This window comes from Anaerobacillus sp. 63XJN7_5_ISO-PGPR-S23-430 (assembly GCF_056173695.1).
On record NZ_CM149686.1, the window covers coordinates 663118 to 680160 of the forward strand.

The window sequence follows — 17043 nt, forward strand, 5'->3', positions numbered from 1 at the left end:
GATCGTATATGGACGTGAAATTGCATGACATTGGAGAAGGAATGTCAGAAGGTGAAATTGTACAGCTTCTTGTTAAACCAGGTGATCAAGTCATAATTGATCAGCCGTTGGTCGAAGTGCAGACTGATAAAGTAACCGCTGAGCTTCCATCTCCGCTAGCGGGGAAAGTAGAAAGAATTCATGTAGCAGCAGGTGAAGTAGTTGAAGTGGGGGGTACGTTATTAACCATCTCTCCAATCTCTCAACACGTGGAGCAAACGCTTATTCCAAACCGAACGAAACGAATTTTAGCTGCCCCATTCACGAGGAAAATAGCGCGAGAAAATGACGTTGATATCGAGAGGGTAACAGGTACCGGGCCAGGGGGACGCATTACAGACGAAGATGTTTTAAGACATATTGCCACGTTACAAAGTCCTCGAGAGCCTCAAGAGCAAGAAAAAGCAAACGAAACGAATCTATTACAAACTGATACCATTCCATTTTCAGCGAGACGGAAACAAATCGCAGCAAAAATGAAAAAATCCACTCTCACAATTCCTCATGTTACACATTTTGACGAAGTAGATGTGACGAATGTATTAGAGATGAAAAAGACTCTTCAAGAAAAAAGTGGCGTATCTATTTCTGTTGCTGCCTTTTATATTAAAGCAGTATGCCTTGCACTTAAGGAATATCCCATTTTCAATTCGGAATTAAAAGAAGAGGAAGGTCTCATTTATTTAAACCCTGATATCCATATTGGTTTAGCAACGGATACGGAGGAAGGGCTCATTGTGCCTGTTATTCACGACTGTGACAGACTTTCAATTAAAGGCATTCACACTAAGATGAAAAACCTCCATCAATCTGCTATGAGTAATCAGCTCAAGAGCAAAGACCTTTCATCTGGTACATTTACGATTAGTAACGCAGGACCGCTTGGTAGCACTGGGGCTACGCCGATTATTAATTATCCAGAAGCGGCTTTACTTGCTTTTCATAAAACAAAAAAAATGCCAGTTGTTACGGAAAAAGACGAAATCATTATTCGCTCAATAATGTCGATATCAATGACGTTTGATCATCGTATCGCAGATGGAGGGACATCTATGCGCTTTACGAATCGCTTTATTGAATTGATCGAACAACCTTCTCTATTTATAACGGAGCTTGTCTAATGGTTGTAGGTGAGATCATTCATGAAAAAGATGTTGTCGTGATTGGCGCAGGGCCAGCTGGTTATGAAGCCGCTCTTCGACTTGCGAAGCATGGAAGAGACGTTACTATGGTAGATCGATCTCGATCAGGTGGGGAATGTCTTCATAGAGGATGTATACCATCAAAACTACTGGCATCTTCAGCGAGAAAAATGAAGGAAACGGCTCCAGGGGTAACGATAGCTTCATCGTTTTCTATGGAAAAATGGCATAGCGAGAAAAATCGCATGATCGATTCCATGGAAAAAGGTCTTGAGATGCGCTTTAAGTCAAATAACATTGACTGTGTAAAGGGACATGCAGCGTTTTTATCTTCTGAGCGAATTGGTGTAGAACAAGGGGAGAAATTTGAAGTTTGGTCATTTAACGATGCGATTATTGCAACAGGGAGTCGACCCAAAACCCCATCCTTCATTTCAATCGGAAAAGAAAACATTTTTCCTGTAGAACAGCTCTATGCGTTATCCTCCCTGCCTAATCGACTTGTTATTTTTGGAGCAGATTATCTTACGGTAGAGGCGGCGAGTACGTTTCGCTCGCTAGGTGTAGACGTATCGATTGTGACAGACCAAGAAGCGATTCTTTCTGAATGGGATGAAAGCATTCAACGTGAATGCAAAAGGCAATTTAAAAAGCAAAAGGTTCAGGTGTTCAGAGGAGTATCTGATTGCAGTGTAAAGGACGATGGTCTTGGATTGATATTCCGTAACCAAAACGGAGAAAACGTTGAATTAGAAACAGAAATAATTGCCTATTCGATTGGAAGGATTCATAATAGTGATTCGCTTGGATTGGATCAAGCGGGAATAGACTTACAAGATGATGGATATATTCACATTTCTGAGGGATGTGAAACGTCAATACCAATGATCTATGCCTGTGGTGATGTAACTGTGGGACCCTCGCTTGCTGCGAAGGGAATTAAGCAGGCGAAGACGGCGGCGGATCGTTGCTGCGGTATAAAAGCCGCATTTACGCTCGATTGTCTTCCGCAAGTCATCCAAACTCAAATTCCGGTAGCATCTGTAGGTTTAACGGACAAAGAAGCGAAAGAAGCAGGGTATGAGTTTATGACGGCAAGTTCTTCTATGCAAGCAAATGGTTATGCAACAGTCATGGGCCATAAAGAAGGTCGGATCAAAGTCATTCGAGATCGACAGAGTCATGTGCTTCTAGGATTTCATGCTGTGGGTGCTGGTGCTGTTGAACTGATCGAAAAAGCAACGCTAGCTCTTGAGATGGGGGCAAGAGACGAAGATTTTATCTATCCTTATTCCCCGCATCCAGGATATGGTGAAGCCTGGACAGAAGCGGTTGAAATGACTGTTGAATCAGTAGTGAAAACAAAAGTTAGATGATAAAAGACCAGGCGAGCGAAAATATTTGCTCGCCTGGTCTTTTACATGGGGTAATTCAATGTTTTTTAATACTAGTCGTTCGGTTCCTTGTAAAAATAGCTAGTAAGAGTATAGCAACTAATCCTGTCATGTTGATGATTGTTTGTAGGGAACTGTTTTCGATAAAAAGGTTGATGGAGAAAGAAGCTACTACAATCAGTAGAGTCACTATAAATAAAGCTTTCCTCATCACAAAGACCTCCTAAAGAACTTTCTGAACTAAATGGGGAGAACTATATCTTCCGTATAACTCTCTGTCTTAACGTATAGAACTCGGATAGTGAATGATCATCATAGCTTTACATGATTCACTGTAAGGATTTCGATAATAATGTGGATAATTTGCAGTGAATCTTAAACTTTCTCCACTAGAAATGATGTATGACTGCGTATCAACCTCAAGGGTCATACTGCCTTCTTCAATAAATAAATATTCTTCAACACCATCAGGATGTGGATTAGAATGATAGTCACATCCTGGTTCAAGTTCAATATAAAACGTTTCAAACGATTTTCCTGGTTCCATCGGAAAGAGCGGGACCACCTTCATTTTTCCGCTTTCTTCAATTAATGGTTCGATTTCAGATCGATTGACTTTCTTGATAACAGGCTGTTCTTCATCGATGAATGCCGTGAAAGACACGCCAAGTCCATTTGCAATTTTCCATAGTGTATTAACGGTTGGGTTTGAAGCACCTCGTTCGATTTGAGCAAGCATTGGCTTGCTTACTGAGCATCGAGCGGATAGTTGATCGAGACTTAATTTATTTTCAAGACGAAGCTTTTTTAGTTTTTCGCCAATTTGTTTTGTTAGGGATTGGTTTTCCATTGAATACTCCTCTTTTAGTGTTACATATTTATCCTTATATTGAAAATTTGTTTAATATAACATACAATAAGTTTAATATATTGAACAATTTGTAGCAATAGGAGGGATAAAGTGGAGGCTATCGTAACAAAGAGTCATTCTGATTTTGTAGATGGATTAAAAGCAGGTGTAAGCATAGCGGTCGGATATATGCCGGTTGCTCTCACATTTGGCTTACTTGCAAGAACAACAGGACTAACGCTTTATGAAGCGGTCCTTATGAGTATTCTCGTCTTTGCAGGGGCTGCTCAATACATTACGCTTAGCTTAATTGCCATTGGGACAGGTGCCTTTGAAATTATTTTTACAATCTTTATTGTTAATATTCGCCACCTATTGATGAGTGCCTCTATAAATGAAAAAGTAGAGGTAGATACTCCATGGAAAAAAGCCGTTTACGCCTTCGGAATTACTGATGAAACGTTTACCGTTTCCGCAACAAAAAAAGGTGCTCTCACGACAGGTTATATGTTTGGATTATGTCTGATTTCCTACTCGAGTTGGGTCATCTTTACAGGGGGAGGATACATTGCTGGGGCAAATCTACCTGAAGTGATTCAGCAGGGTATGAGTGTTGCGCTTTATGCCATGTTTGTAGGGTTACTTATTCCGTCTGCTAAAAAAAGTCGGAAGGTGCTTTTTCTTGCAGGGTTAGCTGCAATATTTAATAGCATTCTTACGTTGGCTCAGTTTCCAACAGGTTGGGCTATCGTGATTGCCACTCTGCTGTCATCCATAATTGTTGAATGGTTTATAGGGAGGGGAACGAATGAGTAATTCTATGATCTGGCTTATTGTCGGACTTGCAGTTGTCACTTATATTCCAAGAATGATTCCACTCGTATTCTTTAATTCTGATAAAATACCGCCTGTTATTCAAAATGTACTAAAGAACGTTCCCTTCGCGATTTTGGGTGCGCTCATCTTTCCGGGTATTTTAACAATCAATGATGATATGATGTTTGGTGTTATTGGGGCAGTGGCAGCAATCGTTGCAGCATACCTTGGGGCGAATTTAATTGTTGTTGTTATGTTTGCTGTTGCAGTGCTCAGTACGTATGCCTATTTTATTTAGCAAATGTGAAATTAATTGATTTGAATTTTTTGATTTTTGTGATATAAATAAATCAAACCTAATATCGAGAGTTAAAGAGGAGGAATGAAACATGCATTTGTTTCGTATTTTGATGGTTGGGTTTTTCTCAATGACCGCTGTGTCACTCGTCTGGTTCCAATCTGTCGAAGTAATATCCTCATTCATTGACTTTTTCTTTCAAAATAAAAAGTAACGTTTTGTTAAGAGCTTTCTTGAAAGCTCTTTTTTATTTGTTTAGAGCTATATTCGATTTTCGGTTCATTCGATCGTTCGTCACAGGGGTTAAATGAGCCAAATATCAACATCGTTTATTTTTTTATACAAGCATTACGTTTGCTATACTATTTAAGAAGTTTGAAAGAAGGATTGGACCAAATAGAAAAGGATGTTGCCCTAATGAGATGTATCTCAATTGATATGGATGGAACACTTTTAACGAATGAACAAACAGTCAGCTTTGAGAATGTTAATGCGATTAGAGAGGCACAGAGTCAGGGGATAACAGTTGTTCTTAACACTGGTCGGGCCTATGATGGTGCGATGAAGCCACTTGAAGGAAGTGGATTGGAAGTTCCTGTTATTTGCTATAACGGCGCAGAGATTCGCTCTGTTGAAGGAGAGATCTTGCACGCCATTTACCTTGATCGTCAACAAGTCCAATCGATTAAACAAATACTTGATAGTGAAGAGATTTATTATCAGCTATTTACAAATAAAGGTGTTTTCACGCACGATTATGAAGGAACGATTGATTTAATCATGGATATGATGAAGAGTTCGAATCCCGCCCTAACTCCAGAAGAATTGAAGATTGGAGCAAAGCGTCAGTTCGAAAGCTTATCACTTAAAGCCATTAATGATTTTGATGAACTACTAGAAGATGAAAGCCTACATGTGTATAAATTCCTTAGTTTCTGTTTTGATGAAAGTCGATTAGGGCGAGCGGCATCTGCAGCTGAAAATGTACAAAAAACTGTGGTTACTTCTTCAGGTAAAGAAAACTTGGAAATTAATCATGAAGATGCTCAGAAGGGACTTGCGCTTGAAACATTTGTAGCGCAAATGGAGCTGGATATGAAGCAAACCGCCGCAATTGGCGATAACTATAATGACGTTTCGATGTTCAATAAAGCCTTCTATCCTATTGCAATGGGAAATGCGGACGAGCAAATAAAAAAACAGGCTTCATTTGTTACAAAAACCAATGAGCATGATGGCGTTGCTCATGCCATATATAAATTAATGGACGAAGATTTACTGTCTAATTAACCTTGTGAAAGATGTTTGATTTTTTTCACAACGGGAACCCTCTTTACAGGAAGGGATTCCCAGTTTTATTGGAGGTTTTCCGGGCCTTGTTTCTGCAGTCTTTGAATTACTCTGCTAAAGGAGCTGGAAAAAATGACATTAAAGCCAACCGAAATTGAAGAAAAAGCAACGTGTCGAATGTGTGAGACTGAGTATACGTGGTTTATTCCAATTGCAAAAGAACATGTATCTATGGAAGAACGGGTTGAGGCAACTGGAATTACGACGAAAAGTAGTCAGGCGCCAATTGTTGAACTGCAAGTTCTTGCAGAGTGTCCCGTTTGTGGGATTCTCAATCGATTTGATCACAGCTATGATAGAACGAACGCGTACGCGGAAAGCTAATAAAAGATATAGAAAGCCGACAGGTCACTCTGTCGGCTTTCTATATGGAAAGAGTGAAAGAAAGATTTGGTTAGGCTTGAAAGAGAATGGCATGTTTTGTAGAAACTACATAGAAGAGTAGTTAGTATTCGCAATCGTTAAGGGGAAAGGTTCTAAAAAGTTGTTTTGCTCGTACTATTGATAATGAGATCGTATCGGGAGGAGAATGAAGATGAAGAAACGCATAACCTGGCTCATTCTGGGATTCTCCATTTACGCCCTGATCCTGGGACTCTATTTATTTAATTGGGCGGACTTCGGGGTACCTGAAGCATACAAGGGAACAGCGGCAGATCCAGCAACATTTATGACAGACAGGCAGTTAGAATTATCGGAGGAATATTCACGCTACAGAAGCTTTCTCTCGTTTATTGCGATTCCATATGAATGGCTCATCTATCTTGGCGTTCTCTGGTTTGGATTATCAAAGCTCTTTAAACAATTCGGTGAAGGTATTTCAAAAAAACGGATAGTCGTTGTTCCGTTGTATATCATTTTATTAACGGCTTTTACATGGTTACTAACATTTCCACTGCACTATTGGGCGAGGTCTTTATCCGTTAAATATGGGATTAACACGCAATCCTTTTCGGGTTGGATGAAGGATGATATGATCTCATTCTGGATTGATATTTTGCTTACCTCCCTTATTATCGGTGTCCTTTATGCACTAATGAATCGTTTTAAGAAAAAGTGGTGGCTCATTGCGTGGGGATTAATGGTTCCGTACCTTGCTTTTATGATGTATATTCAGCCGGTCGTAATTGATCCTTTATACAACGACTTTACATCATTAACAGACAAAGAATTAGAAGAAGAAATACTCAGTATGGCTGATACGGCTCATATTCCTGCAGACCGTGTTTTTGAAGTGAATATGTCAGAAAAAACGAATGCAATGAATGCTTATGTATCTGGTATTGGCGACAATTTACGAATTGTTCTTTGGGACACGACCTTAAATAAGCTTGATGATGACGAAGTGCTTTTTATTATGGCACACGAAATGGGTCATTATGTTATGAATCATCTATATGGAAATTTAGTTGGCGCTCTAGCAACGAGTTTTATAGGGTTATACCTGGCATATCGGCTTCTCGGGAAGATGATTCGAAAATGGGGCGACTCATGGGGGATTCACTCAGAATCAGATCTTGCATCTTTACCAGCATTATTGCTTCTTTTCTCGATCATGTCTTTTATTGCGAGTCCGGTAGAACTTGCGGTTTCTCGGCATGCTGAGATGGAGGCAGATGAATATGCCATTGAAATGACCAGTGATGTGGATGCAGCGATTGGTTCCTTTCAAACGCTGACGGTTAATAGTTTAAATGAAGTAAATCCGCCTTTCATTGTGAAATATTTTAAATATGGTCATCCAACGATGATGGAACGGTTGATTATGTTGAATGACTATGAAGAAGATGCCCCCACGGAATGATGGGGCATCTTTTTGCATTGAATCATCTTTAGTTTGAGAGGGAATCCTGTTTCAAGATACATGCCTTCATTTTTAACAGAACCTTCACTTTAAGAATGAGTGGAGATAGTATAGGATGAAGGTAGAAGTCAATGAAACAAAGCAATTTACATGATGAGGTGGCAAACGTGAACGAAGATATTAAGAGAGTACTTGATGCTGGAATCTATGGTGCGCCAGAATTAAAACCGGCAGAAAAAGCGTTGTTCTTATCAACTTTTAGAGAGCGTGTATATGTTGCTCTTACAAAAAGGCAGGTTGCACAAAACAACGTATATCAAGAAGTGATTAATGAAATGAAGCGTATTCGGAATGGCATTCTATATTTAAATGGGGATTTATCTTACTCTATGCTTTCAAAATATATTAAAGAAGCGAGCAAAGCTTCCCTATCATTCACGATTGTGAATGATAAAGAAACAGATACTCCACTTGGACTTGTCCTAGCCTCAAAGCAGGATGCGATTGAACGAGAAGAGATCTTTGTTCGTGATGATCGCTTTTCGTTGGACTAGAGTATGAATAAAAAAGATCGAATGAAAATGATTAAGAAGTTTGTGCTAATCGTTCTCGCGATTGCTCTTCTATGGGGGATTTATAATACAGTTATCGCCGATCGAAGTGTAGGAACGGAAGTTGGCGATAAGGCAGCAGATTTTAACTTAGAAACCCTAGATGGAGAAGAAGTGAGTCTTTCAGATTATGAAGGAGAACCCGTTTTTCTTAATTTCTGGGCGACATGGTGTCCACCCTGTGAAGAAGAAATGCCGGATATCCAAAAATTTGCTGATGTTCATGGTGAGGAAGTAACAGTTCTATCCGTTAATTTCACTAAATACGAGCCAAAGAAAGAAGCGATTCCAAAATTTGTTGAATCACATGAGCTTCGCTTCCCAGTTCTTATGGATCGAGAAGGTAACGTAGGTGAGAATCTCTACCAGGTTATTTCTATGCCAACTTCGTTTATGATTGATGAAGAAGGAATTATTCGTGAGAAACGAGTGGGGCCTCTTACGCTGAAAGATATGGAAACATGGCTTGATCAAGTAAAATAATAGCAAAAAACGGTCTCTCTGGTGAGACCGTTTTTCTTATGGAGATTTCTAACGGGGCTATTCATGTGAGATCGGATGAAAAGCATCTTGAAAACCAGTTGCGTTCGCGAGTCGTTCAAGCTTTTCATTTATATAGCGATGATCGAACTTATCGAGCACTTTTGGATCAAAACCTCTAATTACAAACTGACCAAACTCCCATATAGTTTCGTGCGTATCATGTTTATTTCCGTCTGCTGCTAATTCTAAAGAATGAAGAATCGAGCCAAGAACGGATACATCCTCTTTGGCATAATGCCTAATTTGATAGAAACTTTTATAGAGGTACGTATCATACGTAATAGGTTTTGTGATCACCCGTAAGTTTTTCTTTTCATCATGATACAGGGGGTGTGGGATGTGTTTTTGGCCAAGACGTGATAAAACTCTCCCAAGACGGTTGATGCAATTAATGGCTGTATTGGGATCATTAATCCCAGGTGAGATCGCTCTTAATGCAATTTCAACTAATTTTTGGATGCCATATTCTATGTCTTGATCAGTTGTTCGTTCTGTTCCAAGAGATAACGTATTAAGAAGGATATGAGAATCAGGAGAAGAATCCATTGATGCCCAATAAGAAAAAATCACCGTACCTTCATCAATATATTCTCCGATATCTCTCTCGAGGCGAATGATAAAATCTTTGTTTGTAGCAACCGAAATCAAATCAGGTAAATCAATATTTTGTAGGTACCCTGATTTAGTGGATCGAATGGCAATAGGTTTTTTCATCTTAATTTCATCCAATTCCCAAGAATCCCATGAGGCGATATCACCATGATTGGCTTCTTCAAAATCTAAAAAAGTACGGTCGATTGTTGTTAACGTATTAGTAGTGATATGTTGTATCAAATTGCCAACGAGAATCCAATTCGATACGTGATGGATAAAGAAAACGAAATAGGCGACACAGACAATGGCATAGATCACAGCGAAAACAGGTGCAAGATAGACAACATCTTCTTGACTGCTTTGTTCAATTAGGAGAAGAAGAATAATAAAGTAAATAATTCCTCCAACAAAAATTCCAAGCACTCTTTTCGTAATACGATCGGTAATGAAATTCTGCAATGTTCGTGGTGAGAAGTTCGATAAATACGTTGTTAAGACAACCATAATCGTCGAAAACGTAATGGTAGTCATTGTTAACATGGAAGATACGAGCGTGCTTAAAATAGTGACGCTTGTTTCATAGGAAGCAAAGAAAAAATAAGGAAGAACCATCGCGCTACCTTGGATGATCGTTCGGTCTATAATGAGCGTGATAATAGCTGCGAGAAAAGCGCCAACACCATAAAAAGTTGGAATAAACCAGAAGCTTGATCGGATTCGCTTGAATTTATTGTGCTCCATACCCCTTTTCCTCCAAAAAAGAATGATTTTGGATAGTATGTGAAGAAGGGGCAGTGTTTCATGCATTATCATTCTAAACGTGATAAAAGTAAAATAGGTAATTAGGCATTATTTAATTAGGGTATAGTCATAGAAAGGATACTAAGGAGGAAAAGCAGATGAAGATTGATCGGACGGGCATCGTTGAAAATTTCTCCGAAAAGAGATATGAGTACTGGGTAGTTGAGAATAAAGAAGTGAAGGTAATGGCTTCATGGATTAGCTGGAGCCTTCCTCAAGAACAAATAAATAAATGGATGGAAGAGATGCAGCTATCAGGTACCTCTTCTTGAACGAATGACTCACATTGATGAGAATAGTGACTCGTTAGTTAATGCGGTCTAGAAACCTCCTCTTAGGGGAGGCATCTTTTTATGTTTTTTGATAACTTCACTCAGTTTTCTTAGAAGAAGGATCATCCACCTTTTCTAGTGATTTCTCTTTCTCCATTTTTTTCTTAACAACTTCTTTTGGTTCCCAACAGTTAAACTGGTAGGTAGGCTTCGTTTCAAAGCCGAGTCTTGCGCATCGATAGCTTGTTGTTTCTGCTTTCACCACTTCAAAATGAATGCAAGTAGCGCAACAGTGGAAACGAGAATAGAGTTGAGACATTACAATGGTTCCCCCGATAACTTAACGTTTTGAATGGATTCGATCGTATTATTATGAAAAGTAAGGCAGAAGACGTCTGGATTCCGAAGTTTCTTCCATGTGTTGAACTGATAATCTGTATTAAAATGATGCAGTATTAAGGTTAATAAATTCCCATGTGTCATGACAAGACAATATTCTTTCGTATAGAGAAGGGCGTCATTTAAAACCGCAATACTCCTAGAAATGGCTTGCTGGCTTGATTCTCCGCCTTCAATGGTGTAAGACAGATCCACAAATGTTTGCTCAAGTTCTTCTAACCAGTTTTCAATAGGAACAGCAGATAACTTTCTCTCTTCTAGCCGATCATCAATAGTAATTGGTTTATCTAATTGAAGAGCGAGTGGCTCAATCGATTGAAGGGCACGTCTAAAAGGTGAACTATATAATTTATCAAATGGAATATGTCCAAGAGATTGTGCTAATTGAGTCGCTTGATTGCGTCCTTCTGCCGTTAAGGAAGCAGTAGATTCTTGTCCTGAGGCGCTACAATGTCTGACCAAGTATATTTTTTTCTTCAATGTGATCACTCCTAGAATCGTTTGAGCGTGCTTATAATCTATTTTACCATTCAGGTAGAGTGAAGAAAATTATTCATAGAATATTGAAACTTTTAATAGCGCTTATTCGTTATAAGATAGACCCCTTTTTTAAGAGATATTTTACCCCCTGTTTGCTTAAAGAATGCCAGCCATTCTTTAAGCATTTTTTTATATGAAGTGTTATTGGGTGTAAATAATTCAAATGAGATATAGGAGTGGATGGCATGGAGATGGAGAGTTTTCCAGAACTAACTACAAATCGATTAAGATTAAGAGAATTAAGAGAAGATGATGCTCCTGTGTTATTGTCGATATTTTCGAATCCTCACACGATGAAATATTACGGAAGTGAGCAAATGAGCGGTCTTGAAGAAGTAGAAGGAATGTTAATGAGCTTTAAGAAAGGGTTTGAGCAACGGCAGGCGATGCGATTTGGAATAGAGGTTAGAGAGAGGGGAGAATTGATTGGTACTTGTGGCTTTCATAATTGGGCCAAGCGAGTCAATCGCATTGAAATAGGATATGAATTAAAACAAACTGAAGAAGGAAAGGGGTATATGACGGAAGCTTTATCAGCCATCATTCCCTTTGCCTTTCAGCAGTTAGATATGAATCGTATTGGTGCATTGATTCATCCAAACAATGCATCTTCGAGGAAACTTATAACCAAACTGGAATTCCAACAAGAAGGACTATTGCGTGATTATGTTCTCGCTGGTGGAGAGTATATGAATCTAATCATGTATTCTTTATTAAAAAGTGAATGGGAATCTTCTCGTCCATAATATCTGATTAAAATCATGCAGCTTCATAGTAATCAAATACCTCACGTTGATAGTACCTTCTCGTTATAATACCGGTGAAAACAGTCGGGCGAAAGATTCTTTTGTGCGGTGCTTAAGTCCACGCTTACTATAAGAGTCTTTTGTCACGCTTACTGAATCATTCAAATCATTTTGATAAGCTGCTACAAGGTCATGAACCGTTTTGGATTGAAAAAGAAACATATTTACTTCGAAATTTAAATTCAATGAACGCATATCCATATTTGCTGTGCCGATTGTGGCCAGATCATCATCAACAATCATAATTTTTTGATGGAGAAATCCTTTTCGATACATATAAATTTCTACCCCATAATCAAGAAGCTCTGAGAAGTAGGATCTTGTTCCGTATTGGGTAAGAAAGCCGTCACTTACTTCAGGAACAATGAGTCTCACTTCAATACCTCTCATAGAAGCCATGGCTAGAGCGGTACGGATGGCTTTGTTTGGAACAAAGTAAGGAGTAGCAATCCAAACTCTTTTTTTTGCAGAAGTTATCAAACTGAAATATAGATCGGACATAGCTCCTCGTTTTGTATCTGGCCCACTAGCCACAAGCTGAGAACCACCATCACCTTCGACATCATATGTTTCGAGGTACTTGCCATTTAGGAGTTCCTCACCACACATATAGGACCAATCCATTAAGAAAACGCCATGGAGGGCAGAAAGCACCTCTCCTTTAACAAGTAGGTGAGAATCACGCCAGAACCCCATTTGATTCATATCTCCAGCATACTCGTCACCGATATTTAAGCCACCTACAAAACCGACTTTACCATCAATGACAATGATCTTACGATGATTTCGAAAATTTATGGTTTGATTGACGAATCCATATTTAATTGGGAGAAATTGCTGTACACTTGCACCAGCTTCCCTTAGGGCTGTTTTAGAAGCTCTTGAAAGGTTATGGCTTCCGATTGAATCATAAAGAACCCTTACCTCCACACCTTCTTTGGCTTTATTAACGAGTAGGTCAATGATCGAGAGTCCGAGTTCATCCGAACGAAACGTATAATATTCCATATGTATGTACGTTTCAGCTTTTTGAATTTCATTTTTAATCGCCGTAAACGTCTCTCTACCGTTTAGCAAGAGGTCCGTTGTGGATCTCATACTAATAGGACTTGCAACCATCGTGGCAATAAGGTTTGAGAAATTTTGGTTTCGCTCACTTAGGTCATGCCATTTTTCAGAAGCTGGAAAGTTTACGTACTTCTTGAAAAATTCAAGGCCGTTCGTACGTTTCTCTTTAAATAAATGTCCCTTTACTTCTAGTTGACCAGAAAATAAAAAGAAAACATAACCTACAATGGGAAAGAAGATTAATACGTATATCCATAAAAGCGATTTGTATGGAGATCTACCTTCTAGTAAAAGTACGAATAAAATAGAAACTAGAATGGCTACATAAAGAATACCTGCAGCCCATTTCCATGATGGTGATAGTGATGTGAACAAGATGATCGAAAGTGAAGTTGTCATTAGAAGAAAGAAAATGATTTGTCTTGCTTGTTTCATAATATAGCCCACCTCATTTGAATTTGACCAAAAAAAGTAAGGGCATAGCCCTTACTCCGCATGTTTTGATTTCCGTTTTAGACGATATCTTCCCCATAAGTCAACAAGTTGATCACCAATTTCAGTTAACTGTGAATCTCTAGCTTCACGCTGCGGATTTGGCGTGTTTTTAATTGATGAAACAAGGTTTTTAAAGGGTTCAGGTGTGCCTTTGGCAACTTGAATTACGCCTTGAACGGTTTCTTTTTTCGATTGGATGCCTTCAGAAATGGTTGTAGTGGTCGCTGTTAATTGATTTGTTTCCTCAGTGATTTTATCTACTTTTTCTTGAAACCTCGCTGCGGTCTCAGATAAATCATTTAAAGATTTTTTGGTTTCTTTGAAATTTTGAAGGGCTATGTATCCCAGGTAAATAAGTGAAAGAACTACGATTGCAATACTAATGTAAACGATAACCATATGATAACCTCCTACTCGCGATTATAGTTAATGTTACCTTACCCTTAACATGATATGTGCAAACAATTTGATGAAAAAGAGATGAGTATAAGCAGAATTTACTTATTAAATACAAAAAAATGAGTAGTAAGAGTTCGAATTTTACTGAAAATTACGTAGAAAATTGAAACGTATTGCAGTAGCTATTCGTAATAGTTAATTAGAAGGAGAGATGAAAATGAATCGATACTCAATAGAAGAATTTATTCAGTCAACAGAACAAAAAGATAAAGGAGAAGGATTTTTCGAGTTAGAAACGCCAAGAATGTTAGAAGTTAATCTCGCTGGGCGTGTGTGGGCGAAATCTGGCGCTATGATTACTTACAACGGTCAGATTAAATTCGAGAGGGAAGGAATTCTTGAACACGGCCTCGGAAAGATGTTTAAAAAAGCCCTTACAGGTGAGGGAGCTTCGTTAATGAAAGCTGAGGGGAATGGAAAGTTATATCTGGCGGATTCTGGGAAGAAGATTTCCATCCTACATTTGCAACATGGTGAATCAATTAGCGTAAATGGAAACGATCTACTCGCATTTGAAGATGGCATCCAGTGGGATATCAAAATGATGAAACGGATTACTGGAATGATGGCAGGTGGATTATTTAATGTCACTTGTCAGGGTCCGGGAATGGTTGCCATTACAAGCCACTATGAACCACTAACAATTCGAGTAACTCCGGGAAAACCAGTCATTACAGATCCTAATGCAACGGTTGCCTGGTCAGGTCAATTGCAGCCGAATTTTCAAACAGATGTGTCGCTGAAGTCCTTCTTTGGAAGAGGCAGTGGTGAATCGGTTCAAATGAGATTTGAAGGAGAAGGGTTTGTTGTCGTTCAACCATTTGAAGAAGTATCTATGCAAAATAATCAGGGGTAACGTATGGTTTTCTCATTGAATGAACATGAAAAACAGCTAGGTGTCAAATTACTTGATGGAAGACCTTACTACCTTTCAATCGAAGGTGTAGATAAACTCAAGCATAGTCCTGAATTTGATTTGTTACTTGATCGGTTGAATGTTGCTCTAGAATCAAAAGAGGTTCTTCACTGTACGGTAACGGTAGAAGCATCCTCCGAATTAAAAATACAGGTGCTAGAAAATAATTTTTTTGCTTTAAAGTCTGAGTCCATCGACTATTATAAAAGTTTTCAAATGGAAAAAATGCATTTTAATCACAATAGTAGTATTACTTATAAGCTAGTTGATGAGAGGGATATCAAACTCTTTCTTGAATTGTGGCAAGCATGTTCAGAGGGAACACTTAATGCTCCTTCCGCTCACCCTATCGAAATGCAGTATGAAGCGATGAAGCAAGAAATTGGTGAGCAGTACAAATCTAGCTGCTACTCTGTTTATTGGAATAAATACCTCTTAGGCGTAGTTATTCCAATTATCGAACCGGGCACGGAAGAAGAAGGTAGACTATTTTACATGGGTGTATTGCCCCAGCAGCGTGGGAAAGGATTCGGGAAGCTATTACATCAGCTGGGTTTGTTTCTTTTGCAAGAAAAAGGCGCCACTTATTATATAGGTAGTACAGGTATAGAAAACAAACCAATGCAGCAAATATTTCAATATAATGACTGTCATCCAGTTTTTCATACAGTTACGTATACAAAAGCGAGTTCAGAAGTGCGAAACTTATCATAATATGCTGAAGGAAGTAAAATATTCCTATTGAAATTAATAGAATTTTCTTTATAATCATACAAAAGGGTTCTTTACGAAGGAGAGTGCATGTATGATTCGTTTTGAAAAAGGCAACCTTCTTAAAAGTGACTGTACTGTAATTGCACATCAATGCGACTGTTTTAATGCAATGGATGTTGGCATTGCGAAATCAGTAAAAGAAACGTACCCTGAAGCCGCTAAAGCAGATGAAGACTTTCCGTTTTCTCCGAAGAAGAAGTTAGGTAAATGCTCGTTTGCTTTAAGTCGAGATAATAAGCGTATTATTGCTAATCTGTATGGACAGTATAAGCCAGCTGGACTTCAAACCAATTATCCCGCCTGGTTGAAATCATTTGAACATATGATAAAGGAACTGAAACCGTTCGAGGAAAAAGGGTTTAAAATCAAAATCGGCTGTGGCATTGATAAAGACGATTTGATCAATGTCAAAAAGTCTCTTGAGAAACTTTCTAAGAAATATGAGAAACCAATCCATGTTTACTATTCTTAATTTAAACGCTCCCAATGTTGGGAGCGTTTTTTGTCGGATAAGAACTAGTATTAGTAAGATAGAATCAAAAATGTAAAAAGAAACCATTTTCCCGTTTATCAATTGAGTAAGGTGGAATACAACAAGTGTAGCGCAAGATGTAAAAAAATTACTAGAGGAGGTTTTTTAAATGGCTAACAATAGTAATGACAAAATGAGCAGAGAAGAAGCAGGACGTAAAGGTGGCAAAAAAACATCAAGAGAACATAACAAAGAGTTTTATCAGGATATTGGAGAAAAAGGTGGAGAAAAAACAGCAAAAGAGCATGATCAAGAGTTCTATCAAGAGATAGGAGAAAAGGGCGGTAATAAAACGGCTCAAGAGCATGATAAAGAATTCTTCGAGGAAATTGGAGAAAAGGGTGGTAAGAAAACCGCTCGAGAACACGATAAAGAGTTTTATCAAGAAATTGGAGAAAAAGGTGGAAACCAAACATCCAAAAATCAAGATAAAGAATTCTATGAGGAAATTGGGAAAAAGGGTGGAAAAAAGAGCGGCGGAAACAAATAGAAACAGTAAAGAGCGAAGGGATTTCCCTTCGTTCTTTTTAATGAAATCCT

General features: G+C 38.6%; 23 protein-coding genes. 16 read left to right on the forward strand and 7 right to left on the reverse strand.

Annotated features, from left to right (window positions below; all coding sequences use genetic code 11):
- The first annotated feature begins 8 nt into the window (after nucleotides 1-8).
- Both AC0VYJ_RS03605 and AC0VYJ_RS03610 read left to right on the forward strand, forming a co-directional pair.
- On the forward strand, nucleotides 9-1160 hold the full coding sequence (locus AC0VYJ_RS03605) for a dihydrolipoamide acetyltransferase family protein (protein ID WP_475366542.1): 1152 nt from the start codon (nucleotides 9-11) through the stop codon (nucleotides 1158-1160).
- Nucleotides 1160-2557 (forward strand): dihydrolipoyl dehydrogenase family protein, encoded by a 1398-nt coding sequence (locus AC0VYJ_RS03610; protein WP_475366543.1) that lies wholly within the window; start codon nucleotides 1160-1162, stop codon nucleotides 2555-2557. The genes AC0VYJ_RS03605 and AC0VYJ_RS03610 overlap by 1 nt, the downstream gene beginning before the upstream one ends.
- 55 nt (nucleotides 2558-2612) lie before the next feature.
- Here the strand turns inward: AC0VYJ_RS03610 and AC0VYJ_RS03615 are convergent, their stop codons facing one another.
- Nucleotides 2613-2786: a hypothetical protein gene (locus AC0VYJ_RS03615; protein ID WP_430246841.1), complete on the reverse strand. Its 174-nt coding sequence runs from the start codon at nucleotides 2784-2786 to the stop codon at nucleotides 2613-2615.
- A 69-nt stretch (nucleotides 2787-2855) separates the two neighbouring features.
- Nucleotides 2856-3425 carry a helix-turn-helix domain-containing protein gene (locus tag AC0VYJ_RS03620; RefSeq protein ID WP_430246839.1) on the reverse strand — a complete coding sequence of 190 codons (570 nt, stop codon included), beginning with the start codon at nucleotides 3423-3425 and terminating at the stop codon, nucleotides 2856-2858.
- A 111-nt stretch (nucleotides 3426-3536) separates the two neighbouring features.
- On the opposite strand from AC0VYJ_RS03620, the gene AC0VYJ_RS03625 reads away from it, so the two are divergent.
- The 8 genes from AC0VYJ_RS03625 (at nucleotide 3537) to AC0VYJ_RS03660 (ending at nucleotide 8787) form a co-directional block, all read left to right on the forward strand.
- Nucleotides 3537-4241: an AzlC family ABC transporter permease gene (locus AC0VYJ_RS03625; protein WP_475366544.1), complete on the forward strand. Its 705-nt coding sequence runs from the start codon at nucleotides 3537-3539 to the stop codon at nucleotides 4239-4241.
- Nucleotides 4234-4539, forward strand: a complete 306-nt coding sequence (locus AC0VYJ_RS03630; protein WP_194220230.1) for an AzlD domain-containing protein — start codon at nucleotides 4234-4236, stop codon at nucleotides 4537-4539. The genes AC0VYJ_RS03625 and AC0VYJ_RS03630 overlap by 8 nt, the downstream gene beginning before the upstream one ends.
- A gap of 91 nt (nucleotides 4540-4630) precedes the next feature.
- Nucleotides 4631-4753, forward strand: a complete 123-nt coding sequence (locus AC0VYJ_RS03635; RefSeq protein WP_255622949.1) for a hypothetical protein — start codon at nucleotides 4631-4633, stop codon at nucleotides 4751-4753.
- A gap of 203 nt (nucleotides 4754-4956) precedes the next feature.
- Entirely contained in the window at nucleotides 4957-5829 is an 873-nt protein-coding gene (locus AC0VYJ_RS03640; RefSeq protein WP_475366545.1) for a Cof-type HAD-IIB family hydrolase, read from the forward strand.
- Nucleotides 5830-5961: 132 nt separating this feature from the next.
- Entirely contained in the window at nucleotides 5962-6213 is a 252-nt protein-coding gene (locus AC0VYJ_RS03645) for a hypothetical protein (protein ID WP_194220228.1), read from the forward strand.
- Nucleotides 6214-6424: 211 nt separating this feature from the next.
- A complete protein-coding gene (locus AC0VYJ_RS03650; protein ID WP_475366546.1) occupies nucleotides 6425-7693 on the forward strand; it encodes a M48 family metallopeptidase in 1269 nt (422 codons plus the stop codon).
- 131 nt (nucleotides 7694-7824) lie between these two features.
- Nucleotides 7825-8247: a YueI family protein gene (locus AC0VYJ_RS03655; RefSeq protein WP_404683982.1), complete on the forward strand. Its 423-nt coding sequence runs from the start codon at nucleotides 7825-7827 to the stop codon at nucleotides 8245-8247.
- Between the two features lie 3 nt (nucleotides 8248-8250).
- The gene (locus AC0VYJ_RS03660; protein WP_430246831.1) at nucleotides 8251-8787 is read left to right on the forward strand and encodes a redoxin domain-containing protein; all 537 of its coding nucleotides are present in this window, start codon (nucleotides 8251-8253) and stop codon (nucleotides 8785-8787) included.
- A 57-nt stretch (nucleotides 8788-8844) separates the two neighbouring features.
- Here AC0VYJ_RS03660 and AC0VYJ_RS03665 read toward each other — a convergent pair whose 3' ends face one another.
- A complete protein-coding gene (locus AC0VYJ_RS03665) occupies nucleotides 8845-10182 on the reverse strand; it encodes a DUF2254 domain-containing protein (RefSeq protein ID WP_194220224.1) in 1338 nt (445 codons plus the stop codon).
- 158 nt (nucleotides 10183-10340) lie between these two features.
- On the opposite strand from AC0VYJ_RS03665, the gene AC0VYJ_RS03670 reads away from it, so the two are divergent.
- Nucleotides 10341-10514: a hypothetical protein gene (locus AC0VYJ_RS03670; protein ID WP_430246825.1), complete on the forward strand. Its 174-nt coding sequence runs from the start codon at nucleotides 10341-10343 to the stop codon at nucleotides 10512-10514.
- 97 nt (nucleotides 10515-10611) lie between these two features.
- Here the strand turns inward: AC0VYJ_RS03670 and AC0VYJ_RS03675 are convergent, their stop codons facing one another.
- Nucleotides 10612-10833: a hypothetical protein gene (locus AC0VYJ_RS03675; RefSeq protein WP_430246823.1), complete on the reverse strand. Its 222-nt coding sequence runs from the start codon at nucleotides 10831-10833 to the stop codon at nucleotides 10612-10614.
- On the reverse strand, nucleotides 10833-11393 hold the full coding sequence (locus tag AC0VYJ_RS03680) for a histidine phosphatase family protein (RefSeq protein ID WP_475366547.1): 561 nt from the start codon (nucleotides 11391-11393) through the stop codon (nucleotides 10833-10835). The genes AC0VYJ_RS03675 and AC0VYJ_RS03680 overlap by 1 nt, the downstream gene beginning before the upstream one ends.
- Before the next feature lie 245 nt (nucleotides 11394-11638).
- Here AC0VYJ_RS03680 and AC0VYJ_RS03685 point away from each other — a divergent pair, with 245 nt between their 5' ends.
- Nucleotides 11639-12199: a GNAT family N-acetyltransferase gene (locus AC0VYJ_RS03685; protein ID WP_430246821.1), complete on the forward strand. Its 561-nt coding sequence runs from the start codon at nucleotides 11639-11641 to the stop codon at nucleotides 12197-12199.
- A 63-nt stretch (nucleotides 12200-12262) separates the two neighbouring features.
- Here AC0VYJ_RS03685 and cls read toward each other — a convergent pair whose 3' ends face one another.
- Together cls and AC0VYJ_RS03695 are read right to left on the reverse strand one after the other, a co-directional pair.
- The gene (cls, locus tag AC0VYJ_RS03690; protein ID WP_475366548.1) at nucleotides 12263-13762 is read right to left on the reverse strand and encodes a cardiolipin synthase; all 1500 of its coding nucleotides are present in this window, start codon (nucleotides 13760-13762) and stop codon (nucleotides 12263-12265) included.
- Nucleotides 13763-13813: 51 nt separating this feature from the next.
- Nucleotides 13814-14221 (reverse strand): DUF948 domain-containing protein, encoded by a 408-nt coding sequence (locus AC0VYJ_RS03695; protein ID WP_283152996.1) that lies wholly within the window; start codon nucleotides 14219-14221, stop codon nucleotides 13814-13816.
- Nucleotides 14222-14438: 217 nt separating this feature from the next.
- Between AC0VYJ_RS03695 and AC0VYJ_RS03700 the strand changes: the two genes are divergently transcribed.
- The 4 genes from AC0VYJ_RS03700 to AC0VYJ_RS03715 all read left to right on the forward strand — a co-directional run bounded on the left by AC0VYJ_RS03700 (nucleotide 14439) and on the right by AC0VYJ_RS03715 (nucleotide 16993).
- On the forward strand, nucleotides 14439-15137 hold the full coding sequence (locus tag AC0VYJ_RS03700) for an AIM24 family protein (protein ID WP_475366549.1): 699 nt from the start codon (nucleotides 14439-14441) through the stop codon (nucleotides 15135-15137).
- Between the two features lie 3 nt (nucleotides 15138-15140).
- Nucleotides 15141-15911 (forward strand): GNAT family N-acetyltransferase, encoded by a 771-nt coding sequence (locus tag AC0VYJ_RS03705; protein ID WP_475366550.1) that lies wholly within the window; start codon nucleotides 15141-15143, stop codon nucleotides 15909-15911.
- Nucleotides 15912-16002: 91 nt separating this feature from the next.
- Nucleotides 16003-16443: a macro domain-containing protein gene (locus AC0VYJ_RS03710; protein WP_194220215.1), complete on the forward strand. Its 441-nt coding sequence runs from the start codon at nucleotides 16003-16005 to the stop codon at nucleotides 16441-16443.
- Between the two features lie 169 nt (nucleotides 16444-16612).
- A complete protein-coding gene (locus AC0VYJ_RS03715; RefSeq protein ID WP_194220214.1) occupies nucleotides 16613-16993 on the forward strand; it encodes a KGG domain-containing protein in 381 nt (126 codons plus the stop codon).
- Nucleotides 16994-17043: the final 50 nt, after the last annotated feature.